The sequence below is a fragment of the Mesorhizobium subarcticum genome (assembly GCF_055456085.1).
On sequence record NZ_CM144237.1, the window covers coordinates 2,969,516 to 2,994,953 of the forward strand.

Sequence of the window (25,438 nt, forward strand, 5' to 3'; positions counted from 1 at the left end):
ATGGTGAACTATGTGGCAAGCTCCTGGAACGCGATCTTGCATGGCGATTTTGGTCCGGATGCGGTCACCTGGAATCGAACGATCCAGGCAGGCGAGGCATCAGGAGAAGGATTTATCCGATGAGCTTCTTCGTCAACGCCCTAGGCGTTCCTCTTCCCTACAGCGGCGCTTCCACCCATTGGTACTCGGCGGCAGGGGCCGGGCCGGACTTGTACGGCAGCTCCGGAAACGACTCGTTCTACGGAGCAACCGGCGTCACCATGCACGGCGGCACAGGCGATGACGTCTATTACCTCTATGCGGCGAGCAACAAGGTGGCCGAGGGCGCTGGGGCAGGCATCGACACGATCAGCACATGGATGAGCTACAAGCTCCCCGACAATGTCGAGAACCTCGTCGTCACAAACGCCAACAACTATGCTTTCGGGAACGGGTTGGACAACATTATCACCGCCCAGGCCGGGCACCAGACGCTGGACGGCGGTGCGGGAAACGATGTGCTGATCGACGGCGGCGGTGGTTACGACACTTTCATCGTCTCGAAAGGCAATGGAAGCGATCTGATAGCGAATTTTGCCGCCACTGACACCGTCCGCCTGAATGGCTATGGGTTCACGTCGTTCGACGCCATCCACTCAAACATGGTCCAGGCGGGATCGAACGTGCTGTTGAACCTCGGATCCGGCGAGATCCTCGAGTTCAAGGACACGACCATCGACAAGCTGCAGCCCGGCCAGTTCGAATTGCCGATCGACAAGTCCGCAATGAGCCTGTCCTTCAGCGACGATTTCAACACGCTGAACCTTCACAATAGCCAGGGCGGCACCTGGGATACCAACTTCTCGTGGGGAGCGCCGAACGGCAGCACCTTGAGCAGCAACAACGAGCTGCAATGGTATATCGACGCCAATTACGCACCGACGAGTTCGGTCCACCCGTTCAGCGTGAACAACGGCGTGCTCACCATCACCGCGGCCCAGGCGCCGGCGGACATCAAGCCGCTGATCAACAATTATGAATACACTTCAGGCATCCTGACGACCCACGACACCTTCTCGCAGACCTATGGCTATTTCGAAATGCGGGCCGAACTGCCAGAGCACGCCGGCGCCTGGCCGGCCTTCTGGCTGCTTCCGGAAGACGGTTCGTGGCCGCCGGAGCTCGATGTCGTGGAGACGATCGGCCAAGCCCCGAACTCGCTGATCATGACGGCGCACTCGAATGAGACCGGAACGCACACCAAGGTCACGTCGACAGTGAGCGTCTCGGACCCCGCCGGTTTCCACACCTATGGCCTGCTCTGGACGCCGGACAAGCTTGTCTGGACCTATGACGGTGTGCAGGTCGCGGAAGCGGCGACCCCGTCCGACATGAACAAGCCCATGTACATGCTGGTCGATCTCGCGGTCGGCGGCTTGGCCGGCACTCCTCCGGATCATTTGGCCACGCCGGCCGAGATGAAGATCGACTACGTCCGCGCCTATACGCTGGACAGTGCTCCGGCAAACGCGCTGAACATCACCAGCAGCAGCACTACATCCAGCACTGGCACGCACAGTATCGCCAGCAGCACGCTGCATGGCGGTTCCGAATTCGGGGGCCACGCGTAAGGTCTCGGGATCATGCAGCGTAGGGGAATGCGGAAATGACCGGACCGTCCGACCTGCGCCCGGTCTTCATGCGCGCCATCGCCGATGTCGGCGTCTTCTCGCTGTTGATCAACATCCTGCTGTTGGTGATCCCGCTCTATCTGCTGCAGGTCTATGACCGCGTGCTGCCGTCCTCCAGCGTCGAGACGCTTGTCTATCTTTCGGCCATTGCGGTTCTCGCGCTCGCCTTCCTTGGACTGCTGGACGCGATCCGCGCCGTTTACACACAGCGCGTCGCGGCGACCCTCGACCGGAAGCTGGGTGCCGGCACATTCGCCATTTCGCTTGGCGCAAAATATGCCGGCGGCCTGTCGCCGCTGCGCGACCTCGCCTCGCTCTGCGCCTTCATCAGGTCGCGCGGCGTGGCAATGTTGTTCGATCTGCCCTTCGCCCCTGTCTTTCTCGCCCTGCTGTATCTGATCCATCCGGTGCTGTTCTGGGTGACGGTCGGTGGCGCGGCACTTCTGCTTCTCCTGGTCGTGGCCAACCAGCTTGCCATCGGCAGCAACGACGCCTTGTCCGCGGAGCGTTCGGCTTTGGCCAGCCAGGCAGAACAGGCCTTTGCCCGCAACGCGGAGACGCTGCGTGCCATGGGCATGGTCGAGAACGCCGCGCAGGTCTGGGGACGGCACGTCGCCGCAGCACTCACCCTCCATGACCGCTCCGCGAGTGCCAATGCGATCTTCAGCGGCGCTTCGCGGGCGCTGCGCATGATGCTGCAACTGGCGATCCTCGGCGCTGGCGCATGGCTGGTGCTCGAAGGGCAGATGACGGCAGGCATGATCTTCGCCTCCTCGCTGGTGTCGTCGCGCGCGCTGCAGCCGCTCGACCAGTTGATCGGCGCCTGGCGTCAGATCGCGGACGCCCGGCGAGCGTGGAGCCGGCTTGAGACGGCGCTTGCGGCGCGTCCGCTTGAAGCGCGGAAACTGATCCTGCCCGATCCGACTGGCGCGATTTCCATGCAGGACGTTTTCTTCATGGCGCCGAATGCCCAGCCCGGCACCGAACCCATCCTCAAGCGGCTGAACTTTCAAATTGGCGCCGGCGAAGCGTTGGCCATCGTTGGCCCAAGCGGCGCCGGCAAATCGACGCTGGCGCGGTTGCTTGTGGGTGCTGCCCGGCCGACTGGCGGCGCGGTGAGGATTGACGGCGCCGACCTCAGGACCTGGGACGAAAACCAGCTCGGAAAGCATATCGGCTACCTCGCACAGGAGGTCGAGCTCTTTCCAGGATCGATCGCGCAAAACATCGCTCGCTTCAACCCCGATGCAGATGACGCCTCGATCATCGAGGCAGCCAGGAGGGCTGAGGCACATGACCTGATCCTGGCGCAGCGGGACGGCTACCAGACATTGATAGGCCCGTCGGACAGAAATTTGTCGGGCGGCGAGCGCCAAAGGATCGGGCTGGCGCGCGCCTTCTACGGCGCTCCCAAGATACTCGTGCTGGATGAGCCCAACGCCCATCTCGATGGCGCGGGCGAAGCAGCGCTCGAAGCGGTGCTTGCCGCCGTGAAAGCGGCCGGCGTCACGACAATCGTCATCACGCACCGCCCTGCGATTGCTGCCTCCTGTGACCGCGTTATGCTTTTGCGCGGCGGCGTGATCGAAGCCTTCGGCCCCAGCGGCGAGGTGTTGCGGCAGTCTGGGGCCGGTACGGGCGCTGGCAAGGGCATTCCCCGGCAGAATCCGGTGGTGACAGGCTCGTTCGCCGCGACGCTTCGCACGCACAACACCCGCTTCGGATCATAGACCATGGCAGTCCAGAGCCTCGCTTGGGAAGGCAGTCCGCGCACCGACATAAGGCGTGTGGCATCCGCCGGATACGCGGCAATAGCGCTATTGGTGGGTTGCTTTGGCTATTGGTCCGTCAGCGCGCCCTTGTCGGGAGCGGTGATCACGCAAGGGACGATCTCGGCGACCGGCGGAAACATCCTGATCCAGCATCCCGAGGGCGGCATCGTCCAGGAATTGCTGGTCCATGAAGGCGATCGCGTGCAACAGGCCCAGGATCTGATCGTGCTGGATCCAACAGCCGCGCGGGCAGAGCTCAACCGGTTGACGAGACAGTCGATCGCGCTCAGGGCGAGCGCGGCGCGGCTGGAGGCGGAACGCGACGGATTGGACCGGCTGGCGCCAATCACCAAAGCGGCGCCAGCACCGTTCCAGGCCGATTTCGAGATGCTGGTTCGAGAACAGCAGAAGGAATTCGATTCCAGGCTCGCCCGGTTTCGATCGGAACAATCGATCCTCGCCCAACGACTGGCCATGCATCGCCAGTCTGTCGTGGGATTGCAGTCCCAGAAACAGGCCATTCAACAACAGATCGAAATCGTGAAGAAGGAACTCGGCATCAAGACCAGCCTGCTGGACAAGGGCCTCACCAACCGTACCGAATACTCCCAGCTTTTGCGCAGCGAGGCCGATCTCGTCGGGCAGGCTGGGATGCTGGAAGCCAATATCGCAGCGGCCAACACCCAGATCGTCGAAGCCCAGGAGCAGACCGAGCGCCTGACCACGCAGCGCGTGGAGGAGGCGCTGACGAAGCTGGAGGAGGTTCGTTCCAACCTGGCCGACTTCGGGGAACAGATCGGGGCGGCGGAGGCGGTGCTGCGGCGAACGACGATCAAGGCGCCGGCGGCGGGCATAGTCGTCTCGTCGACGTACAACTCCAAGGGCAGCGTGATTGCCCCCGGCGAAAAGATCATGGAGATCCTGCCCACGGCATCGGGCCTGATCGTCGATGCAAGGCTGCGGCCAAAAGACATCGACCAGGTTCGTGTCGGCCAGCCGGCGAAACTGCGATTGTCGGCCTTGAACATGCGGCTTACCCCAGAGGTTTCAGCCACCGTGACACAAATTTCCGCGGACCGGCTCATCGACCAGGCCACGCATGAGCCCTATTTCCGCGCCAGGCTCAGGATTGCCGCCGAGTTGCCGCCCGGCGTGAATCTTGAGCAGCTTTATCCTGGAACGCCTGTCGAGGCGTTCATCAACACTGGCGACCGGACATTCTTCGAGTATCTGGCACGGCCGATGCTCGATTCCTTCGCTCGTGCCTTTACGGAGCGGTAGATATCGGGGATCGAACGATCAGCGCACCGCTTCGCGTTGGCTGCCGGGCAGGCGGGTGGCGATCAGCTTGTCGATGCGGCGGCCGTCGAGGTCGACCACTTCAAAGCGCCACCCTTGCGCGTCGACGCATTCGCCGGTCGCCGGCAGATGGTGCATGTGCGACAGCACATAGCCGGCGACGGTCTCGTAGTCGCGGTTTTCCGGCAGGTCGATGCCCAGGATATCGGCCATCTCGTCGGCCTGCATATAGCCGGCGAGCAGCCATGAGCCGTCCTCGCGCTTGACGGCGTTTTCCTCGTCGCCGGCATCAAGGTCGGCGCGGAACACGCCGGTGATGGCTTCGAGAATGTCGGCCGGGGTGACGATGCCTTCGAAATGGCCGTATTCATCATGGACCAGCGCCATCGGCACGTCGGATTCCTTGAGTTTGTGCAGCACATCCAGCGCGTCGGCCTGGTCGTAGACGATGGGGGCGGCGCGCACATGCTTGCGCGGGTCGAGCGTGCGGCCGGCAAGGATCGCGGCCAGCACGTCGCGCGTCTGGACAACACCGACCATGACGTCGACGCCGCCGTCGCCGGCCGGCAGGCGCGAATGCTGGGTCTCCATCAGGAGCTTGCGGATCGTCGTGTCGTCGGACTGCAGATTGATCCAGTCGACCTCGGTGCGCGGCGTCATCACCGCGCGCACGGCGCGGTCGCCAAGCCGCATGACGCCGGCGATCATGCGCCGCTCGTCGGATTCGATGGTGCCGTGATGCTCGGCCTCGGCGACCAGCATCTTGATCTCCTCGTCGGTGACCTTCTCCTCGCTTTCGCCGCGCTGGCCAAGCAGCCACAATATGGCGCGGCCGGAAATGTCGAGCAGGAACACCAGCGGCGCCGAGATGGTGGCGAGGATTGTCATTGCCGGAGCAGCGCGGGCAGCGACGCGCTCCGGGTCGCGCAGCGCGATCTGCTTGGGCACGAGTTCGCCGACAATCAGCGAGAAATAGGTGATGATGGCAACGACGATGCCGACGCCGAGCGGGTCGGCGACGCTTTCGCGCATCCCGGTCGAGGCCAGGTACACCGACAGCCGGTCGCCCAGCGTGGCGCCGGAGAAGGCACCGGACAGCACACCGACCAGCGTGATGCCAATCTGCACCGAGGACAGGAACTTGCCGGGGTTCGAACCAAGGTCGAGCGCGCGGCCGGCACCGTTGACGCCGCGGTCGATCATCGCCTTGAGCCGTGCCGGGCGCGATGAAACGATAGCGAGTTCGGACATCGACAACAGGCCGTTCACGCAGATGAGGACGACCACGATAGCAATTTCAACGTATAGCATGAGGGCTCAATAGCATTGCGGCGCGGCCTTCGAAAATAGTGAAAGCGCGTCGCGCGTAAACGGATTAAGCGCGCCGCGCTTTCAGTCTTTGGTTTTGATGCATGTCATTGTCCCAAAACCGGGACCACTTTTGTGTGACATGCATTGGCCATTTTTAGAAAATGACAGTCGCGTCATTCAGCCGTTATCCCACGACGGCGCCGAAAAATGTTCGACGAGAGCGTCGACGACAACACGCACTTTTGGCGTGAGCGCGCGCGTCACTGGCCAGACGGCGTGCACGACAATGTTTTCCACCAGACAGTCCGACAGGACCATTTCGAGATCGCCATTCCCGAGGCTGTCGGCTGCCAGCCAGGTCGGCAGGAAGGCGATCCCACAACCGGCAAGGGCGGCATCGAGCATCGGTTCGCCATGGCCGAGAACCAGCCTCGCCTTGGGGACGAAGGTCGTCAGATGGCCGTCGTCATGCCTGATCACCCAGGGACGGACGACGCCCTCGCGGCCATAGCCGATGACGCTATGATGGGCGAGATCGTCGACCGATCGCGGCCTGCCGTGTTCCCTGAGATAGGCGGGAGCCGCACAGATGGCCGAGCGCTGGGCATAGATGCGTCTGGCCGCGAGCGACAGGCTGTCGTCCAGTTCTCCCATGCGCACCGCGAGGTCGATGCCTTCCTCGATCAGGTCGACGCGGCGGTCGTTGAACGAGATTTCCACCGTCAGCTCCGGGAATTTCCTGGAAATCGCAAACAGGACGGGCGCGACGCAGCGCCGGCCAAAGGCGAGCGGCACGTCGATGCGCAGCCGGCCGGAGGGGATCTGCCGGCGCGAGGCAAGCAGTGACTGCGCCGCCTCGATCTCGGCCAGCGCCCTGACGCAGGCCTCATAGTAGCTCTCGCCTTCGCTGGTCGGACTGAGGCTGCGGGTGGTGCGGTTGAGCAGACGAACGCCGAGCCGCTGCTCCAATTGGGCGACCGACTTGCCGATCGCCGACTTTGTCACATGCAGCCGCTCGCCGGCGCCGGTGAAGCTGCCAGCCTCCACGGCCTGGACGAATGCGACGATGCCTTGCAGGTCGGTCGATTCCATGACGGTTCCAATTGGCGAATTCTAGTTATCAATCAGTTGCCAAATATGCCGCATAGAAGCTCTATTTTCTATAGTTGAAAAGCATAAATGTCTCGCGTGGCCATCAATCACGGAGCGCGAAGCGACATGAGCACCCAAATCAACAGATCCTGGCAGATGAGCGGTTTCGGCCTGTCCAGGCTGAGCCAGGTGACGGGCAAAACTCCCGAAGCCGGGCCGCACGATCTTCTGGTGCGCACGAAAGCAGTGTCGCTGAACTACAAGGACAAGATGATCGTCGAGGGCACGCTGATCCCCGACCTCAGCTTTCCCTTCGTGCCGACGTCGGACGCGGTGGGCGAGGTGGTGGCTGTCGGCAGCGCGGTCAGCCGCTTCAAGGTCGGGCAACGCGTGCTCGGCCAGGTCATCGCCGACTGGCCGGATGGCGATGCGCCGCCGGTGCTGCACACGCACACGCTGGGCTCCTCGTTGCCAGGCATGCTTTCCGACTACGTCATCTTTGGTGAGGACGCTGCCGTGCTGACGCCGCCATCGCTCAGCGACATCGAGGCGGCGACGCTGCCGATCGCTGCGTTGACGGCCTGGTTTGCCATGACCGAGGCGACCAGACCGGTGGCGGGCCAGACCATCCTCATCCAGGGCACTGGCGGCGTGTCGCTGTTTGCGCTGCAGTTCGCCAAGGCATTCGGCTTGCGCGCCATCGTCACCTCGAGCAGTGACGAGAAGCTTGAGCGGGCAAGAAAGCTTGGCGCCTGGCAAGGGATCAACTACCGCACGCAGCCGGCATGGGACGAAGCCGCGCGTGCGCTGACGAACGGGCTGGGCGTCAACCATGTGCTGGAAATGGTCGGCGGCGACAATGCGCGGCAATCGCTGAACGCGCTGGCCGCCGATGGCCGGCTCTCGATCATCGGTCTTCTGGGTTCGATGGAACTCAGTTTCCCGATCCTGCCCTTCATGCGCAACCGCATCACCGTGCAGGGCCTGTCGATCGGCCATCGCCGGTCTTTCGAGCGGATGAACCAGGCGATCGAGGCGCTCGGCATCAAGCCGGTCATCGACAAGGTCTTTGGCTTTGATGAGGCGCCGCAGGCCTTGCAGCATCTGGAGAAGGGGCCGTTCGGCAAGATCGTGGTCACCACGACCTGACCTTTGCCGTCGGCTCACTGCAGCTGCGTCAGCACACCGATGATAGCCTTGCCGTCGGTGAAATAGGGGTCGCCACCGCCGTTGCGGCCGGTCGTGGTGGGGCCGATGCCACCCATGTCGCTGGTCGATGCCAGCAGACCGGCCGCGTTCAGGTCGCCGATCAGGAAGCCGCGTTCGGCATCGATGTCGGGACCGATGTGATGCGTGATCGCGCCGGTGTCATGGCTGAGACCGACGCCGCGATCGAAGCTGGCGGAGCCCAACCAAAGCGGGCGGCCGTCGTCGCCGACCGTATCGGTCTGCCAGAAGCGGACGTGGTGGCGCCGGTCGGCACTGTCGCCGACCGGCTTTTCGAAAGCGAGATCCTGGGCGCGGCCTTCGAACAGCAAGCGGCTCATCGGCGCGTCGGGATAGGGTCGGGAAAACAGGACACTTTCGCCGATATCGATCGCGGTCCTCAGGGTGACAGCATCAGCGGTATCCCAGCCGGCAACGGCGAAGGCATGGACCACCTCCTTCTCGGTGCCGATGAGGCCGACATTGATCGGGTCACCGGGAATGCCTTGCGGCGTGTGCGTCACCATTTCGAAGCGCTGGTCACGAAAGCCGCGCTCCCGGAATGTCCAGAACTCCGGCGCGGCGAAATAGGCGAGCGCCACATAGGCGGCCAACAAGGCAGCCAGCCATGTGACTGTTCGCCATCGCAAGCTTCGTTGACTCATGAATGCCGCTCGATCCGCGCCACAGTCTGTTGCCCGAGAGAACTTGGAAGGCAATAGCCAGCGGTGCCTCATCGTTCTATCATCTGTTATCGTTCTTGTGCGGGGGCACCAATGGCGCGGAAACTGGCAGGACGCAGGCCGATGGCATTGACCGCCGAGCTTGTGGCACAAGTCGAGCGTGTCGAGCCCGATCCAGGGCCAGAGCCTGGGACCAGCGAACACACGGATGCGGAGTTCGATGGCTTGGTCGATCAGCTGCTTTCGGAGTACCTGCCCGAAACGCTTTGGGTCTTTGCCTATGGGTCGCTGATCTGGAATCCCGAGTTCGTCCATGTCGAACAACGTCCCGCCACGGCGTCGGGATGGCATCGTTCATTCTGCCTCAAGCTAACGCGTTGGCGCGGGACGCGCGAATTGCCTGCCTTGATGCTGGCGCTCGACCGTGGCGGCAGTTGCAACGGCATCGTCTACCGGCTGCCCGACGAAGACCACTTTGGGCAGCTTGGCCAGTTGATGCGTCGCGAGATCGATGCAAACCCACCCACCAATGTGCCGCGCTGGATCAAGGTCAACACTAGGGAAGGGCCGCTGATCGCTCTTGCATTCGTTGCGACGCCGGAGGGCAGGGCCTATGCCGGCAAGTTGCCGCTGGAGCAGGTGGGCGATACGCTGGCCCGGGCTGCTGGACATTGGGGCTCGTCAGCACAGTATTTGTTCCGCACCGTCAGCAAGCTTGAGGAAAGCGGCATCCGGGACAGGAATCTCTGGCGGATTCAGGATCTGGTGGCGCGGCAGATCACTGCCTCAAACCCAGGTGGTAGTCCCGCCTGAACCTCTTCTTACCGGCAGGCGCGATAGCCGTTCTTGCGGTTCTTGATGTCGAAATGGAAATGGTTGCGGTGGTCGTAATTGTAGCCGGGGCCGAGCACCGTGGTGAAATACTGGCAGCCGTCGGCGCGCACATTGTTGAGGAAGCCGCGCGTGCGGAAGGCGAACAGGCCGGGCTTGCGCACGTCGATGTCGTCGCCATTGTTGAGCTCGATGCTCATGACATCAAGCGCATTGCCCTTGCCGTGCTCGGACAAAACACCTTCGCCGGCGATGTTGCGGCAGGAATAGCTGGAGCCCTGGTGGATGGTCTTGACGCCGGAGAAGTAGCGCCAGCGGGCGGAGGGAACGAGCTCGTTCTTCGTCCAGGCGGCGAAGGTGGCGGCCATGTCGCAGGTCAGGGTCGCGGCGGGTTTCATCTGGATGCTGCCGATGGCCGTGACCTTGACGGGATAGTCGATGCCGCACTGGCCTTCATGGATCGGCGCCAGGTCGGTGTAGGCAACATCGAGGCGCTTCAACTGCTGGCGGCAATCGGTCTCGCTGGCCGGTATCTGCTCGACCGGCGACATTGGCTCATCCATGCGCGGATAGGCGGCCTGCGTCATGTCGGGATTGGACGGGACCAGCTTCTGCATGCCCGTATATTGCGGCACGGCCGAGGTCTGTGTGCCGACATCGACGGCCGGCTGCAGCGACAGCACGCTGCCGGTGTTGCAGGCCGAAACGGCCGCAAGCATGAGGCCAGCGGCCAGCATCGCAGTGGGCTTCAGTCGGTGCGCAGTGGCGAAAAACACGGCGCGAATTTTGCCGGTCATTGGCGGAATCCTAATCGTGGATATCCGGCATTTTAACGATCAAGGGTAAAGGAAAGCTCTGCGTCCGCGTTCACGTCTGCGGCTGAATTGCGGCAAGCCGTCCGGTCGACCGGCCTACTGGCAGAACGTCCCGCCATGCTTGCGTGGCTCGAGATCGAGATGGAAATGCAAGGCATGGTCGGCGTCAGCGCCGGGTCCGAGCACGGTCTTGAATGGACCGCAGGCCGCCTTGCGCACGGCGTTGAGGAATTTGGCGTCCTTATCCGGTGGTGTCGGGCTGATCTCGATCTTCTTTCCGTCGGAGAGTGTGAAGCTGCCGATGTCGAGCGCGTTGCCGAAAGCATGTTCGGACAGTTTTCTGGTGCCGTGACGCGGCCGGCAGACGAAGGCTGACGCCTGGCTGATCGATTTCACGTCCGTGCCGAACTCCGTCTTGGCGGCCGGCTGGATGACATCGGTGGTGAAGCGCGCGGCGGCCTCGGCCATCGCGCAATTGAGCTCGGTGGCAGGACCGATGGCGACCGACTTGTTCAGCGTCTTGATCACGATCGGGTAGGGGATGGAGCAGCCGATTTCGGGATTGCTTTCCGCCTTGTGTTCCTCGAATTCGACGCCGAGCGCCTTCAGTCGCTCACGGCAGGCAACTTCCTCGGCGGGCATCCTGGCGTCGGGCAGGTCGGCCGAGCGCGGGTCGGGCAGCATCTTCTTGTCGCCGGCATCCGCAGGTTTTGGCGGCGGTTGCGGGGCGACGGCCGGCGGCTGAGTCTCGGGCTCGGCGGTGTCGGGCCTTTGCGTCGGGACAGGCACATCGGCCGGTGGCTCAGGCTCGCTTTCCGTATTGGTTGACGGCTCCGGGGCCGAAGGCTCGGGGCGTGCCTGCTTTTTCTGACGGGACTTTTCCTCATTGAACTGGTCGGAATCTGCGTCTGGGATGGGGGCATCTGACTTGGCCCCGTTTGTCTTGGGATCCTCTATCTTGGGAATTTCGGTCTTCTGGTCTTGCGTCTTTGCAGCGGTTGCGGGACGTGGTTCAGGCACCGGAGCATCGGCAGGCGATGGCAGCGGAGGCGATGGCGTCGCAGACAATGGCGGGGGATTTTGCGTTTTCTGAGGGGCCGGGCTCGGAGCGGACTGCTGTTCCACGCGCGATTTCGTCTTATGCCGGCCACGCGGCTTCAACGGCCGGTCGACCCGTGGTGTCAACGGCTGCTCCACCCGAGGGGACAGCGGCCCGTGATGCTTGTGGCGATGTCTGGCATCGGCAGGCGTCACCAGCAAAGCGGTGACGGCCGTGGCCAGTGCAATCCTGTAAATTCGGGAAAAGACAAGCGACCCCATCGCCGACAACGGCGCGCGCGCCCGGAAGTTGCCTTCAGCCCATCACGAACGGTAACCGTGCCGTTACGCGCCGATCGCTTCCAGACCTTCCTCCAGCCAGTCGGCAAGCAGCGGCATGCCAAGCAGGTACTTCGCCGTGCGCTTGTTGGCGCGTTCGCGCGCCGCGGCCAGAGCATCCGCCCACTCCGACGCATCGTAGTCGCCGCGGCCGACCCAGGCGAGCGCCACCAGTTCGGCGGCTTCATCGACATTGAGGTCGTTGATCAGCTCGCGCAGCTCTTCCTCGGTGAGGTTTTCAGAGCTCTCCTCGGCGAGACCGTCATGGTGATGGTTGACATGGGACTCGCCGTCGAGTTCGACCTCGTGCTCGGCGCCGTCGGCATAATCCTCGTTGACGGCGGCACTCAAGGACTTGGCCTTGAGAATGAACAGGCGCACAGTGTCGGGGCCGATCGTAAGGTCCCAGTCCTTTTCAAGCCGTCGCTGCACGGGTCGTCTCCGTCAGTCGTTGGCTGGATGATAGCGGATTTCAGGCATGCGTCACCTGATGTTCTCCAATTCTGCTTTTTTCCGGGATGAAACCCGGGCCGTCCGGCGTTAGTCTTGCATTCTCACCCCTCAAGGAGGCTCCGATGCATAAAAGAATGCTGATCCAGGCGGCGACTGCCCTTGTCGCGCTCCAGTTCTTCGCCGTCCCGGTGTTCGCGGCGGGCACTAGCGGTGGCAGCGACCAGACTGTCACCCAGTGCAAAAAGGGAGAAGTCTGGGACAAGAAGAAGAAAAAGTGTGTTGCGCCCCAGGAAGGTATGCTGGACGACGACAGCATCTATGATGCCGGCCATGCGCTGGCGCTGGCCGGTCGTTATGACGAGGCGATCGCGGTTCTCAGCCTTGCCGCCAACAAGCAGGATCCGCGCATCCTCAACTATCTCGGCTATTCGCACCGCCATTCCGGTCGTGTCACCGTCGGCCTCGGCTATTACGAGGAAGCCCTGCGCATCGACCCGAACTACACGCTGGTACGGGAATATCTCGGCGAAGCGCATCTCCAGATCGGCGATCTTGCCGGCGCCCAGCAGCAGCTGGCGGAAATCGAGAAGCGCACCGGCAAGGGCTCGCGCGAATACGGCATGCTTTCAGAGCAGATCGACCATTTCATGAGAAGCTGATCAGGCTCTCGAAGGGTTCCTAAGCGGCCGCGAGCGATCGCGGCCGTTTTTTTACCTGCTATCTTATGCGCCACCTCGCTGATGAAAGCGGGGATGATTTTCGCAAAACCGATTTTTGGGCGTGAAAAACCCGGAAAGATTGCTATATCTTGGGAAATTGCGGTGAAACGGTTCCGTTAGCCCGAGGCTGCCGGACCCGTTTTCTTTTTGTGACAAGGCTTTCCCCGAAACGCGGGGGTGGCGGCAGGAAAGGTCAGGCATCATGAACAAGGTCCCGATGACAGGCGAGGGGTTCGCGTCATTGAAGGAGGAACTGCGTTGGCGCCAGCAGCAAGAGCGGCCGCGCATCATCGAGGCGATCTCCGAAGCGCGTTCGCATGGCGACCTGTCCGAAAATGCCGAATATCATGCCGCCAAGGAGGCGCAGAGCCTCAATGAGGGCCGCGTCAACGAGCTCGAAGACTATATCGCGCGCGCTGAAGTGATCGATGTCAGCAAGCTCAGCGGTGAAAAGGTCAAGTTCGGCGCCACCGTCGTGCTGGTCGACGAGGATACCGAGGAGAAGAAGACCTACCAGATCGTCGGCGACCAGGAAGCCGATGTGAAATCGGGCCGCATCTCGATCTCCTCACCCATTGCGCGCGCGCTGATCGGCAAGGAAGTCGGCGACGCCATCGAGGTCAATGCGCCCGGCGGTGCTAGGGGTTATGAGATCGTCCAGGTGCAGTTCATCTAGGACCTTTTGATAATTCTACTCTGGCGGCCGACTACAGCGCCGCGCGTCCTCTCAGACGCGCAAAGGACGCTGTAGGTTTTTCAGTTAGCGCATGATCCTTTCCGAAAATCGATACGATTTTCGGGGTCATGCGCGAGCGGTTTTCTGCGCTTCCGGTGCTCACGTACTTTAAAGTACGCTCCGCTCCGGTTCTCGAAAACCACCCTATTCGACTCGCCAGAGCAAATTCTGAAAAGGTCCTAAGCCGGCGCTTGTAATTTAAGATCAAGCAGCCTGTCCGCTTCTGCCATCACCTCAGCCGGCGTCACACGCCGCCCAGGCGCAGCCAGCAGCGTCGACGCGTATGGACCGCGGGGACCGGTCAAACCCGGCTCTGTCGCCAGGAACACAGCAACTGTCGGCAGGCCGAAGGCGCTGGCGAGGTGGGTCAGGCCGGTGTCGGCGCCGACGACTAGCGTCGAACGGCCGAGGATGGCGGCGATGTCGGCCAGCGGGGATTTTGGCACGACAATCGTCGATGGTACGGCCTTGGCGATTGCCTCAGCTACGGCCTTTTCACGTTCGTTTGACCAGGTGGTGACCGGTGTCATGCCGCGCTCGACCAGCAGGCGGGCGGTTCCGATCCAGTCTTCGACCGGCCATTTCTTATCCTCGCGGCTGGTGCCGTGCAGCAGGAAGGCGGTTTTCCCGGTGGTGCCGGCGAGACCGCCGGGTGGTGACGCAATGCCTGAAGCGAGCGTCGACAGATCGGGCTGGTAGCCAAGTGCCAGTCCGAACAACCGTCGCGTCCGCTCGATGGCGTGCAGGTCACGCGGCACGGCGTAGGTGATGTCATAAAACAGCGTCGCCGAAGGTTCGCGTGCGCTCGAGCGGTCAAAGCCGGCGATCGGCGCGCCCGCCTGCCGTGCCACCAGGGCCGACTTCAGCAAGCCCTGCGCATCGATGACCAGGTCGTAGCGGCATTCGCGCAAGGTGCGGCGCAGCGCTGCGGCCTCGCGCCAGGTGCCGCCATTGAGCAGCGCCTTGCGCCAGCGCCGGATCGCGACGGTGTGAATCCCAGCGATCGCCGGATGCAGCGCCACGATGCCGGCGAATGCCTCTTCGACGCACCAGTCGAAGGACACGTCCGGCCTGGCGAGACTGGCATCCTCGACCGCCGGAAATGTGTGGATGACATCGCCCATCGACGATGTCTTGACGATCAGCACCTTCATGCCGCGGCCGGGAGTTCCAGCAGCCGGTCGGCTGCCGCCGCAACCTGTCCGACTTCCAATGTCTTCAGGCAGTTGAGATGGCCGAGCGGGCAGATCTTCTGGTGGCAAGGCGAGCAGGACAGGCCGAGCCAGACCAGTTCGCGACGTTCCGCCAGCGGCGGCGTGTTCTGAGGCGACGTCGAACCGTAGACGGCGACGATCGGCGTGCCGACGCCCGCCGCGACATGCATCAGCCCGCTGTCGTTGGAGACCGCCAGCCTTGCCGCCGCAATCAGGTCGATGGCATCCTCCAGCCGTGTCTGGCCGGCAAGGTCGACAACGCCGGGAGCAAGGGCGGCGATCTCGGCCGTCACGTCGCGGTCGTTCTTCGAACCGAACAGGGCGACCTTCAAACCTTTGGCCATGAACTCGCGGGCAAGGCCGGCATTGCTTTCGCTCGGCCAGCGCTTGGCCGGGCCGAATTCGGCACCGGGCATCAGGGCCGCGAATTTCTGTGGCGCCAGCCCGAAACGGTCGAGCAGGGCGGCCTGGTTTTTCGCATCCACGGTCAGATGAGGGGCGCGAAAACTGCCGCCTTGGGCGAGGCCGAAATAGGCCTGCGCGGTGCGCCGTTTCACGGCCTCGGGCAGCGGCACGATATCGGTCAGCAGGCCATAGCGCATTTCCCTGAGATTGCCGAAGCGGCGCGGAATGCGGGCAAAGAACGGGATCAGCGCCGACTTCCAGCTGCCGGGCAGGACATAGGCCATGTCGTAACGGCCGCGCAGCAGGCGGCCGAAGCGGCGGCGATGGCTGAATTCGAGCGCACCGGGTTTCAGCGGAAAGTCGATCTGCTGGCGTAACTCGGGCATGCGCTTGACCAGCGGTGCGGCCCAGGCTGGCGCCAGCACATCAATGGCGGCGTTGGGATGGAGTTCCTTCAGCGCCGAAAACAGGCACTGCGCCATCACCATATCGCCCACCCAGCGTGGGCCGATCACGAGGATCGTTGGGCTTTCAGCCATTCGACATAGTCTCTGACGCCAGTTTCGACGCTCCGGAATTGGCCGTTATAACCGGCCGCGCGCAAACGGGACATATCAGCTTGCGTAAAGCTCTGGTAGCTGCCCTTGAGGTGATCGGGGAAGGGAATGAACTCGATCTCGCCTTTGCCCAGCGTGTCGATGACGGTTTCGGCAATAGTGCGGAACGGCTGGGCGCGGCCGGTGCCGCAGTTGAAGATGCCGCTCGAGCCCCGCTTCCACAGCCACAGATTGACGTCGGCGACATCGCCGACATGGATGAAGTCGCGGCTCTGTTCACCGGGACCGAAACCGTCATAGGCGCCGAACAGTTTCGGGTTCTGGCCTTGCTCGACCTGGTTGAACAGATGGAAGGCGACCGAAGCCATGGTGCCCTTATGCGCCTCGCGCGGGCCGTAGACGTTGAAATAGCGCAAGCCGGCCACTGGCGAATGGTCGGTATCGAACACGGTGCGGCGGACATAATCGTCGAACAGCTTCTTCGAATAGGCGTAGACGTTGAGCGGCCGTTCGAACTCTGGTTCCTCGCGGAACTCGCTGCCGCCGCCATAGACCGAGGCCGACGAAGCATAGAGGAAAGGCACGCGCAGTTCGAGGCAGGCATGCAAAAGCCGCTTCGAATACGCGTAGTTCACCTCCATCATGAACTTGCCATTCCATTCGGTGGTGGTCGAGCAGGCGCCCTGGTGGAAGACGGCTTCGATGCGGCCGAGCCCGCCATCCTCCAGAAGGGCGCAGAAATCGTCCTTGTCGAGATAGTCGGCAATCTTGAGATCGGCGAGGTTGGCGATCTTGTGGCCGTCAGTCAGATCGTCGACGACGACGATGTCGTCATGGCCCTCGGCGTTGAGCGCGGCGACGATGTTGGAACCGATCATGCCGGCGCCGCCCGTGACGATGATCATGAAGGCCTCTGGTTGCTTGCGATTCCGGTCCTTATAAGGGAGGCTGTTAAGGCTGTCGATAAAGCAGGTGCACGCGTCACAGTGGTGCGCAAAACTTTAGCTCAGTGGGCGCCTGTCGGCGCGCCCGATCATAAGGGACAAAAAATGCCGTCGACCGAACTGCTGATCGCGTTTTTCGCCACCACGGCGATCTTTGCCTATATTCCGGGTCCGGCCATGCTTTATGCGGCTGCGCAGACCATGGCGCGCGGGCGCTGGTCGGGGCTGACGGCCGCACTTGGCATTCATATTGGCGGTTATTTTCATGTTTTCGCCGCCGCCGCCGGCCTGTCTGTGCTGTTCCATGCGGTGCCGCCGCTTTACATGGCGGTCAAGCTGGTCGGCGCGCTCTATCTGATCTGGCTCGGTGTCTCGCTGTTTCGCAAGCGCGTCGAAGGCGAGATGGCGCTGCCCGTTCTTGAACGCAAATCGGCCCGTCGCGCGTTTTTCGAGAGCATCACCGTCGAGGTGCTCAATCCCAAGACCGCGATTTTCTTCATGGCGTTTCTGCCGCAGTTCATCGATGCCTCGGCGGCCCTCCCGGTCTGGCTGCAATTCGTGGTGCTGGGAACCATCGTCAACCTGATGTTCTCCTCGGCCGACATCGTCTGCGTCTTCCTCGCCGGAATGGTGATCGGCCGGCTGCGGCGTTCGAGCCGGGCGCAGCGGCTGATGCAGCGGGCCGGCGGCGCGGTGCTGGTCGGGCTTGGCGTTCACGTTGCGCTGCAGAAGAGCTGACCGCGCGGAGGTGTACCGTGCTGCCGTTGCGCTGCGTGGATTTGCGGTATATCGGCTTCGCTGTCGGGGTCCGGCCCGTAAATTGACAATTTTCAGCACGACACAGATCACCCTTTCCATACATTGCCAGTGACATGATCAAGCACAATCCGCCTTCCGCCGAACCTTTGCACCGCGCCATTGCGCGCTTTGGCGACGTCACCGTGCTGGTGGTCGGCGACCTCATCCTCGACCGTTTCGTCAACGGTGTCATCGAGCGGATTTCGCCGGAAGCGCCGATCCCGGTGCTGCATGGGCGTGGCGAGACTTCGGCCATGGGCGGCGCCGGCAATGTCTTGGCCAACATCATCTCGCTTGGCGCGCGCGCCATTCCGGTTTCGGTGATCGGCACCGACACGGCTGGTGACAGCCTGGTGCGGATGCTGGGCGAGCTTGGCGCCGACACGGCAGGGCTGGCGCAGGAGCGCGGCCGCATGACGTCGTCGAAGAGCCGCTTCAGCGCCCTCAACCAGCAAGTGCTGCGCTTCGACGAAGAAGAGATCAAGCCGCTCTCCGCCCATGAGCGAGCCATGCTGATCGAGCATTTCCAGGCCGAACTGACGCGCGCGGACATCGTCATCCTCTCCGATTACGGCAAGGGCATCCTGCTTGACGGTGTCGCCGGCGAGCTGATCGCCATCTGCCGTGATGCGGGAAAGCCGGTGCTGGTCGACCCCAAGGGCCATGATTATGCACGCTATGCCGGCGCCACGGCGGTCACGCCCAACCGCAAGGAGCTTGGCGAGGCGGTCGGTCGCAAGGTGTTCGGTGACGACGAGATCGAGGCCGCGGCGCGCGATCTGATTGCGACCCATGATTTCGATTTCATCGTCGCCACCCGCAGCGAGAAAGGCATGAGCGTCGTAACCGCCGAGGATGCCCGCCATATCGCCACCCAGGCGCGGGAAGTGTTCGACGTTTCCGGCGCCGGCGACACGGTGATCGCCACCTTCGCGCTTTCGCTCGCGGCGGGCGCCGATCGCGTGCAGGCCGCGGTCATCGCCAATGCCGCTGGTGGCGTTGTCGTGGGCAAGCGCGGCACCGCGCGGCTGACGGTCGAGGAACTCACCGGCGCGCTGTTCCGCTCGCACGGACCGACCGCCCACAAGGATGCCATTCTCGATGCCACATCGGCTGCGCGCATGGTGGCAGCGTGGAAGGAAGAGGGCCTGAGCGTCGGTTTCACCAATGGCTGCTTCGACATCTTGCATGCCGGCCATGTCAGCTTGCTGCATGCGGCGCGCAGCCAGTGCGACCGGCTGGTGCTTGGTCTCAACAGCGATGCCTCGGTGCGGCGGCTGAAAGGGCCGGGCCGCCCGGTCAACGACCAGCATGACCGCGCCTGCGTGCTCGCGGCCCTGGCCTCGGTCGATGCCGTCGTTGTCTTCGAGGAGGACACGCCGCTGGCGCTGATCGAGGCGCTTTTGCCAGACATTCTGGTCAAGGGCGCGGATTATACGATCGACACCGTCGTCGGCGCCGATGTCGTGCAGAAGGCCGGCGGACGCGTCGTGCTGGTCGACCTCGTCGCCGGCAAGAGCACCACCAGCACCATCGGCAAATTGCGCGCCGGCTCTACAAACTGAGGGTTTCATGTCCGAACTGAACGACTATCTGGTCCGCTCGGCGGAAGCGATTTCAGCCATGGTCGAGCGGGATCTCACCAGCGAGATGGAGCGGGCGGCGAGCACTGTCGTGACGGCGCTTTCGTCAGGGAAAGCCTTGCTGATTGCCGGCAATGGCGGCTCGGCCAGCGACGCGATCCATATTGCCGGTGAGCTCGTCGGCCGTTTCCTGAAAGAGCGCAAAGCCTACAATGTCATCGCGCTGCCGGCCAATGCGGCCGTGCTGACCGCCTGGGGCAATGATTACGGCTTCGACACGGTGTTTTCGCGCCAGGTCGAGGCGCATGGTTCGGCGGGTGGCGTGCTGCTGGCGATCTCGACCAGCGGCAATTCACCAAGCATCCTCGCCGCCGCCGAACAGGCGCGGATGATGGACATGACGGTGATCGGCCTGACCGGCGACACCGGCGGCAAGCTGAAGCCCTTGTGCGACATCCTGCTCAACGTGCCTTCGACCTCGACGCCGATCATCCAGCAGGGCCATCTGTGCCTCTATCATTATCTCTGCGAAGTGGTCGAAGCGCGTCTGCATAATGGCTGACGGGACACGGCTTCCGCTGACCGAGCCGGGCCTATGGGTCGAGCGCGTCGGCGAGCGGGTTTTCCCTCAGCACTTGCCAGCGCTGTTCCTCGACCGTGACGGTACCATCAACGTCGATACCGACTATCCCAGCAATCCGGCCGGGATCGTGCTGCGCGACAACATCGTGCCGGCGATCGCCGCGGCCAACCGGGCCGGTGTTCCGGTCGTCGTGGTCACCAACCAGTCCGGCATCGCGCGCGGCTATTTCGACTGGAGTGTCTTTGCGGCGGTGAACGGCCGCGTGATCGCGCTGCTGGGCGATCAGGGCGTGTTTGTCGACATGGCGCTTGCCTGTGCCTACCACGAGGCTGGCGTTGGTCCGCTTGCCGTATCAGACCATCCGATGCGCAAGCCCAATCCGGGCATGCTGATCGAGGCGGGCAGACGCCTCGATCTCGATCTGCAGCGCTCCCTGATCGTCGGCGACAAGCTGGCCGACATGCAGGCGGGAAAGCGCGCCGGGCTGGCTCAGGGCTGGCTGGTGGACGGCGAGGCGGCGGTTCAACCCGGTTTCGCCATCAGGCGCCTGTATGACCGGGATGACTTGGCCGGTCTTATCACCGCCATTGAAACGATAGGCGGGGACAACAGGTGCTGATCCTGCCCTGAAGGCTCACGCCTGATCCTTGCCCTCCGACGCTTCGTAGAGCTTGGCCTCTGTGGCGAAGGAATAGATCATCACCGACATCGAGTAGACGAAGCCGTGCCGGCCGCACAGGAAGTAGCGCTTGGCCAGGTAGAATTTCAGGAAGTTGCCGAACGGCGACAGCACCAACCGCACCAGGCCGGGCTTCTTGCCCTTCTCGACCAGCGTGACGGCCTTGAGGCCGGAATAGGTGTTGGCGCGGGCAAGATCCTCCGCGACCGATATCTCGCGGCGATGCAGCAGGACGCCCTTTTCGATCGTGCCGGTCTCGCCCGGCACGTGGAAGGCTTCGTGCACCCGCGCGGTGAGATCCATGGTGGCACCTTGCCTGCGGAAAAGCCGCATCAGCCTGTTGTGCAGTACCCAACGATGCGCATAGCCGTAGCCTTTCAGCCAATCGCGGCGGCGGATGTACCATCCGTCGATCTTGTCGTCGGCAGACTGCGTGATGGCCACGATCGACTGCCGCAGCTGGTCGTCGACGCGCTCGTCCGGGTCGATCGAAAGACACCAGGGCTGCGTGGCATGGTCGAGCGAGAATTGCCGCTGGCGCGGAAACCCCTGCCAGTCATTGTGCATGAGGGTTATCGGGTAGCCCTTGGCGATATAGTCTTGCACGCATTCGACGGTGCCGTCGGTCGAACCGGAATCGACGATAATGATCTCGGCGCAGAAGTCGATGCTTTCCAGGCACGGGCCGATCATGTCGGCCTCGTTCATGCAGATGAGAAGCGCCGAGACCGGGCTTGCAAATCGAGTCATGGTCCCCTTCCCACGGCGGGCCGTCCCCGGAATTCACGGTGCCTACGCTACCTGTTCCGGCAGGGCCGTCCAGCCTTGTACATCAGCGTCTGTCGAATACCAACGCGGCGCCGGTGTGGCGAAAGCCAGGAATTCGGCGCGCGCAGGCGTTCGACTGGCCTTAGGGGCGCTCGAACGAGACCAGGCCTTCATCCTTGACCCGGCGGATGGTGAGCGCGGTGCGCACCGTGTCGACATTCGGCGTCGAGGTCAGCTCCTCGATGACGAAGGTCTGGAAGGCGCCGAGGTCGCTTGCCACGCAATGCAGCAGGAAATCGGATTCTCCCGACACCATCCAGGCATCGCGCACGATGGGCCAGCCGCGCGTGCGCTCGGCGAAGGTCCGCAGTTCGGCATCGGCCTGGTGATGCAGGCCGACCAGGCAGAAGGCGACGACATCGAGGCCGAGCGCTGGCGCATTGAGCAGCGCGCGGTAGCCGCGGATGATGCCGGCTTCCTCCAGCCGCTTGACCCGGCGCAGGCAGGGCGGGGCCGAAATGCCGACCCGGCTCGACAGTTCGACATTGGTCATGCGCCCGTCCGCCTGCAACTCGCGCAGGATCTTCCAGTCGATGGCGTCGAGGTCGGCTTTCAGGGGCATGGCTGTCTCAGCTCGGCGCAAGAATCTTTCGCGATTTTGTAATTAAACGACTTTTGTGTTGGCGCCAGCCCTCATCAACGCGATTTTTGATCGGTAACGAAAGCGGTCATCGTGCGAATAACCGCTTGGGCCGAAGCTTTCCGGGGACGACGGCCCGTTCGTCTTGCTGGCGTGGTTGGCAACCCTTACATTAAGCGCGAATTCCACGTCTTTCCCCAAGGCATACTCCTTAGTCTGCCCCGCTGAGGCTTTAAATGACCACCAAGCACGCGCCCGTTCTTATCATCGGTTCCGGCCCGGCCGGCTACACGGCGGCGGTCTATGCCGCACGCGCCATGCTGAAGCCGATGCTCGTCGCCGGCCTGCAGCAGGGCGGCCAGCTGATGATCACCACCGATGTCGAAAACTATCCCGGCTTCGCCGACCCGATCCAGGGTCCGTGGCTGATGGAGCAGATGCTCAAGCAGGCCGAGCATGTCGGCACCGACATCATCAACGACATCATCACCGAGGTCGACCTCAACGTGCGGCCGTTCCGCGCCAAGGGCGATTCTGGCACCACCTACACCGCCGACGCGCTGATCATCGCCACCGGCGCGCAGGCCAAGTGGCTGGGCATTCCGACTGAGCAGGACTTCATGGGCTTCGGCGTCTCCGCGTGCGCCACCTGCGACGGCTTCTTCTATCGCGGCAAGGATGTCGCGGTGGTCGGCGGCGGCAATTCGGCGGTGGAAGAAGCGCTCTATCTGTCGAACCTCGCCAAGAGTGTCACGGTCATCCACAGGCGCAGTGATTTCCGCGCCGAGCGCATCTTGCGCGAGCGGCTGTTGAAGAAGGAAAATGTCCGCGTCATCTGGGACACGATCGTCGACGAGATCACCGGCCGCCCCGGCAAGGCGCCGCTGCCGCCGTCGGTTGAAGGGCTGAAGCTCAGGCATGCGGTGACCGGTGCCGAAACGCACCTCAAGGTCGACGGCGTGTTCGTGGCGATCGGCCATGCGCCGGCGGTCGAGCTGTTCGCGGGCAAGCTGAAGCAGAAGCCGAACGGCTACCTGTGGACGGCGCCGGATTCGACGCGCACCGACGTGCCCGGCGTGTTTGCCGCAGGCGACGTGACCGACGATATCTACCGCCAGGCGGTGACGGCTGCGGGGCTAGGCTGCATGGCAGCACTCGAAGCGGAAAAGTATCTGGCGGGCATCGAGGTGCATCGCGAAGCAGCGGAATAGGGGCCGCTTACAAAACTGTTAAAAAAGCGGCTTAGAAACGCCGTGTAAAAGCCTGATTTTTCATTCAGACGCCGAACGGAACGAGGGGAATTATGGCGTTGGACTGGGACAAGCTACGCGTGTTTCACGCTGCGGCGGAAGCGGGGTCGTTTACGCACGCGGCCGAGACATTGCATTTGTCGCAATCGGCGATCTCGCGGCAGGTGAGCGCGCTCGAACATGATGTCGGCGTGCCGCTGTTCAACCGCCATGCCCGTGGCCTGGTGCTGACCGAGCAGGGCGAGATGCTGTTTCGCACGGCGCATGACGTGCTGATGAAGCTCGAGACCATCAAGTCGCGCCTGACCGAGACCAAGGACCGGCCCTCCGGCGTGCTTCGCGTGACGACGACCGTCGGCCTCGGTGCCGGCTGGCTGACGGAACGAGTGCAGGAATTCATCGAGCTCTATCCCGAAATCAGCCTGCAGCTGATCCTCGCCAATGAGGAACTCGACCTCACCATGCGCCAGGCCGATTGCGCCATAAGGCTGCGTCAGCCACAGCAGCCGGACCTGATCCAGCGCCGCCTGTTCACCGTGCATTTCCATCTCTACGCAGCCCCGTCCTATGTCGCCAAGCATGGCAAGCCGGCCTCGGTCGCCGAGCTCAGAAACCATCGCATCGTCACCTTCGGCCTGCCGGTGCCCTCGCATCTGTCGGAGTTGAACTGGCTGGAGACGGTCGGCGATTTCGATGGCGGCCAGCGCGTGCCGTCGCTGCAGATCAACGACATATTGTCGATCAAGCGCGCCGTGCAGGGTGGCGCCGGCGTCGCCATGCTGCCCGACTATGTGATCTCGAAGGATTCCGGTCTGGTGCAGCTCCTGCCGGAGACCGAGGTGCCGTCCTTCGACACCTATTTCGCCTATCCCGATGCGATGAAGAACCAGGCGAAGTTGCACGTCTTCCGGGATTTCATCATAGCCAAGGCGCGCGTTTGGTCGTTTTGATGCTCACGCTATCCCGAGATCAGCCCCGCCAGGGTGTCAGGCGCGGCAGCCAGCCGGGAACGTTGCGGCGATAGGTTTCGTATTCGGCGCCGTAGCGGCGGGCAAGCGTCGGCTCCTCATAGAGCCTGACGAAGGTGCCCATGACACCTGCGCCGATGACGGCATAGGCGACAAGCGTCCAGCTCGAGAACAGCAGCGCCTGGCCGAGGATGATCGACAGCACGGCGACATACATGGGGTTGCGGACATGGCGGTAGATACCGCCGATAACCAGTCTCTCGGTCGGCGCGACAGGGGCGGGCGTGCCCAGTCCCTCGAGCGCGAAGCGGGCGAAGGCATGGAACAATACAGCGGCCGCGGCGACTATGAGGGCGCCGCCGCCGAGGACGAAGCCCGGCACGGTGGACCACGGCAGGCCCCAGCGATCGCTGAGCAGCCAGAGAACAAGTCCGGCAACCACGCCAGGCGCTGCAATCAGGAAAAGGCCGGTGCCGGCAATCGCGGAAAAGGGACGCATTGGCTGTTCCTCGCCTGGCTGCCTCAGAATTGAACGGCGGCTGCCTGTTTCCAGGTCATCAGCTGTTTTCGCCATTTGGGAGCAAAATCCGCCGCGAATGACGTTTTAATGACGGCAACATGCCGTCCGCGTGCTCGATTTCTGGCGATTCTGCTGGTCCTATTGGCTTTCGGAATGGGTTAGACCACAGCCTCCATCTTTTTGCATGCGTGTGTTGCAAAATAGATGCTTGTTTCTTGGGCATGATGAGCAGATATATAGATCATCTCTTGGACGCGTTCTCCTCCCATTAGCGTCCTCGAGTGTTCCCCTCTGGAGGTTAGCCTTAACAGGCACTTCCAATCAAACTCAGCCGGATCTTCGTTGATCCGGCTTTTTTGTTGCCTCAACCCTGCTGGGGTGGCTAAGAAATTCACCAGAATTGCCGCGTAACAGTGACATGTAACCTCTGGTAACATGACAAGGACGCCGTCCACCTGCTAAGCAGATCATAGGACGCGGTGTGGTTCGGACGGGAGATGGGGGCATCACTCGGACGACCCGGGCTCAGGCGGCTACCGCGTCCGAACCTTTTTCCGCCAAAGCG

General features: G+C 62.9%; 25 protein-coding genes. 13 read left to right on the plus strand and 12 right to left on the minus strand.

All coding sequences use genetic code 11. The features are described from left to right. Positions 1-119: 119 nt before the first annotated feature. The 3 genes from eglC to ACZYHG_RS14470 are packed head-to-tail and all read left to right on the plus strand — an operon-like array spanning position 120 to position 4,723. Positions 120-1,610: an endo-1,3-1,4-beta-glycanase EglC gene (gene eglC, locus ACZYHG_RS14460; RefSeq protein ID WP_464614358.1), complete on the plus strand. Its 1,491-nt coding sequence runs from the start codon at positions 120-122 to the stop codon at positions 1,608-1,610. Positions 1,611-1,645: 35 nt separating this feature from the next. After that, positions 1,646-3,400, plus strand: coding sequence for a type I secretion system permease/ATPase (locus ACZYHG_RS14465; protein ID WP_464614359.1), 1,755 nt, complete (start codon positions 1,646-1,648; stop codon positions 3,398-3,400). 3 nt (positions 3,401-3,403) lie between these two features. Next, positions 3,404-4,723, plus strand: coding sequence for an HlyD family type I secretion periplasmic adaptor subunit (locus ACZYHG_RS14470; RefSeq protein ID WP_464614360.1), 1,320 nt, complete (start codon positions 3,404-3,406; stop codon positions 4,721-4,723). A gap of 18 nt (positions 4,724-4,741) precedes the next feature. On the opposite strand, the gene ACZYHG_RS14475 is transcribed toward ACZYHG_RS14470, so the two are convergent. Then, entirely contained in the window at positions 4,742-6,052 is a 1,311-nt protein-coding gene (locus tag ACZYHG_RS14475) for a hemolysin family protein (protein WP_464614361.1), read from the minus strand. 177 nt (positions 6,053-6,229) lie between these two features. Then, positions 6,230-7,144 carry a LysR family transcriptional regulator gene (locus ACZYHG_RS14480; protein ID WP_464614362.1) on the minus strand — a complete coding sequence of 305 codons (915 nt, stop codon included), beginning with the start codon at positions 7,142-7,144 and terminating at the stop codon, positions 6,230-6,232. Between the two features lie 126 nt (positions 7,145-7,270). Between ACZYHG_RS14480 and ACZYHG_RS14485 the strand changes: the two genes are divergently transcribed. Beyond that, a complete protein-coding gene (locus ACZYHG_RS14485) occupies positions 7,271-8,293 on the plus strand; it encodes a zinc-dependent alcohol dehydrogenase family protein (protein ID WP_464614363.1) in 1,023 nt (340 codons plus the stop codon). Positions 8,294-8,307: 14 nt separating this feature from the next. Here the strand turns inward: ACZYHG_RS14485 and ACZYHG_RS14490 are convergent, their stop codons facing one another. After that, positions 8,308-9,015, minus strand: a complete 708-nt coding sequence (locus ACZYHG_RS14490; RefSeq protein ID WP_464614364.1) for an LssY C-terminal domain-containing protein — start codon at positions 9,013-9,015, stop codon at positions 8,308-8,310. A gap of 141 nt (positions 9,016-9,156) precedes the next feature. Between ACZYHG_RS14490 and ACZYHG_RS14495 the strand changes: the two genes are divergently transcribed. Then, complete coding sequence (locus ACZYHG_RS14495; protein WP_464614365.1) at positions 9,157-9,846, plus strand: gamma-glutamylcyclotransferase; 690 nt, start codon at positions 9,157-9,159, stop codon at positions 9,844-9,846. 8 nt (positions 9,847-9,854) lie between these two features. Here ACZYHG_RS14495 and ACZYHG_RS14500 read toward each other — a convergent pair whose 3' ends face one another. The 3 genes from ACZYHG_RS14500 to ACZYHG_RS14510 all read right to left on the minus strand — a co-directional run bounded on the left by ACZYHG_RS14500 (position 9,855) and on the right by ACZYHG_RS14510 (position 12,488). Then, positions 9,855-10,661: an extensin-like domain-containing protein gene (locus ACZYHG_RS14500; RefSeq protein WP_464614366.1), complete on the minus strand. Its 807-nt coding sequence runs from the start codon at positions 10,659-10,661 to the stop codon at positions 9,855-9,857. A gap of 114 nt (positions 10,662-10,775) precedes the next feature. Then, entirely contained in the window at positions 10,776-11,468 is a 693-nt protein-coding gene (locus tag ACZYHG_RS14505) for an extensin-like domain-containing protein (protein ID WP_464614367.1), read from the minus strand. A gap of 594 nt (positions 11,469-12,062) precedes the next feature. Beyond that, positions 12,063-12,488, minus strand: coding sequence for a DUF3775 domain-containing protein (locus tag ACZYHG_RS14510; RefSeq protein WP_464614368.1), 426 nt, complete (start codon positions 12,486-12,488; stop codon positions 12,063-12,065). A gap of 143 nt (positions 12,489-12,631) precedes the next feature. Here ACZYHG_RS14510 and ACZYHG_RS14515 point away from each other — a divergent pair, with 143 nt between their 5' ends. Both ACZYHG_RS14515 and greA read left to right on the plus strand, forming a co-directional pair. Then, positions 12,632-13,168, plus strand: a complete 537-nt coding sequence (locus ACZYHG_RS14515) for a tetratricopeptide repeat protein (protein WP_464614369.1) — start codon at positions 12,632-12,634, stop codon at positions 13,166-13,168. A 262-nt stretch (positions 13,169-13,430) separates the two neighbouring features. Further along, on the plus strand, positions 13,431-13,904 hold the full coding sequence (gene greA, locus ACZYHG_RS14520; RefSeq protein ID WP_027030561.1) for a transcription elongation factor GreA: 474 nt from the start codon (positions 13,431-13,433) through the stop codon (positions 13,902-13,904). Between the two features lie 239 nt (positions 13,905-14,143). Here the strand turns inward: greA and waaC are convergent, their stop codons facing one another. The 3 genes from waaC to rfaD are packed head-to-tail and all read right to left on the minus strand — an operon-like array spanning position 14,144 to position 17,045. Continuing rightward, positions 14,144-15,118 carry a lipopolysaccharide heptosyltransferase I gene (gene waaC, locus ACZYHG_RS14525; RefSeq protein WP_464614370.1) on the minus strand — a complete coding sequence of 325 codons (975 nt, stop codon included), beginning with the start codon at positions 15,116-15,118 and terminating at the stop codon, positions 14,144-14,146. Continuing rightward, on the minus strand, positions 15,115-16,122 hold the full coding sequence (gene waaF, locus ACZYHG_RS14530; RefSeq protein ID WP_464614371.1) for a lipopolysaccharide heptosyltransferase II: 1,008 nt from the start codon (positions 16,120-16,122) through the stop codon (positions 15,115-15,117). The genes waaC and waaF overlap by 4 nt, the downstream gene beginning before the upstream one ends. After that, positions 16,095-17,045, minus strand: coding sequence for an ADP-glyceromanno-heptose 6-epimerase (gene rfaD / locus ACZYHG_RS14535; protein ID WP_464614372.1), 951 nt, complete (start codon positions 17,043-17,045; stop codon positions 16,095-16,097). The genes waaF and rfaD overlap by 28 nt, the downstream gene beginning before the upstream one ends. A 144-nt stretch (positions 17,046-17,189) precedes the next feature. On the opposite strand from rfaD, the gene ACZYHG_RS14540 reads away from it, so the two are divergent. From ACZYHG_RS14540 to gmhB, 4 genes are all read left to right on the plus strand, one after another. Continuing rightward, positions 17,190-17,822: a LysE family translocator gene (locus ACZYHG_RS14540; RefSeq protein WP_464614373.1), complete on the plus strand. Its 633-nt coding sequence runs from the start codon at positions 17,190-17,192 to the stop codon at positions 17,820-17,822. A 134-nt stretch (positions 17,823-17,956) separates the two neighbouring features. Continuing rightward, complete coding sequence (gene rfaE1 / locus ACZYHG_RS14545; RefSeq protein WP_464614374.1) at positions 17,957-19,447, plus strand: D-glycero-beta-D-manno-heptose-7-phosphate kinase; 1,491 nt, start codon at positions 17,957-17,959, stop codon at positions 19,445-19,447. Between the two features lie 7 nt (positions 19,448-19,454). Further along, positions 19,455-20,027, plus strand: a complete 573-nt coding sequence (locus ACZYHG_RS14550; RefSeq protein ID WP_027058611.1) for a D-sedoheptulose-7-phosphate isomerase — start codon at positions 19,455-19,457, stop codon at positions 20,025-20,027. Then, positions 20,020-20,667, plus strand: a complete 648-nt coding sequence (gene gmhB, locus ACZYHG_RS14555) for a D-glycero-beta-D-manno-heptose 1,7-bisphosphate 7-phosphatase (RefSeq protein ID WP_464614375.1) — start codon at positions 20,020-20,022, stop codon at positions 20,665-20,667. Before ACZYHG_RS14550 ends, gmhB begins: the two co-directional genes overlap by 8 nt. Before the next feature lie 15 nt (positions 20,668-20,682). On the opposite strand, the gene ACZYHG_RS14560 is transcribed toward gmhB, so the two are convergent. Then, entirely contained in the window at positions 20,683-21,477 is a 795-nt protein-coding gene (locus tag ACZYHG_RS14560) for a glycosyltransferase family 2 protein (RefSeq protein ID WP_464614376.1), read from the minus strand. A gap of 160 nt (positions 21,478-21,637) precedes the next feature. Further along, complete coding sequence (locus tag ACZYHG_RS14565) at positions 21,638-22,117, minus strand: Lrp/AsnC family transcriptional regulator (protein ID WP_027055123.1); 480 nt, start codon at positions 22,115-22,117, stop codon at positions 21,638-21,640. Between the two features lie 254 nt (positions 22,118-22,371). Between ACZYHG_RS14565 and trxB the strand changes: the two genes are divergently transcribed. Both trxB and ACZYHG_RS14575 read left to right on the plus strand, forming a co-directional pair. Continuing rightward, complete coding sequence (gene trxB / locus ACZYHG_RS14570) at positions 22,372-23,346, plus strand: thioredoxin-disulfide reductase (RefSeq protein WP_464614377.1); 975 nt, start codon at positions 22,372-22,374, stop codon at positions 23,344-23,346. Between the two features lie 92 nt (positions 23,347-23,438). Continuing rightward, the gene (locus tag ACZYHG_RS14575; RefSeq protein ID WP_027030549.1) at positions 23,439-24,335 is read left to right on the plus strand and encodes a LysR family transcriptional regulator; all 897 of its coding nucleotides are present in this window, start codon (positions 23,439-23,441) and stop codon (positions 24,333-24,335) included. Between the two features lie 19 nt (positions 24,336-24,354). On the opposite strand, the gene ACZYHG_RS14580 is transcribed toward ACZYHG_RS14575, so the two are convergent. Further along, positions 24,355-24,852 carry a methyltransferase family protein gene (locus ACZYHG_RS14580; protein WP_464614378.1) on the minus strand — a complete coding sequence of 166 codons (498 nt, stop codon included), beginning with the start codon at positions 24,850-24,852 and terminating at the stop codon, positions 24,355-24,357. Between the last annotated feature and the right edge of the window lie 586 nt (positions 24,853-25,438).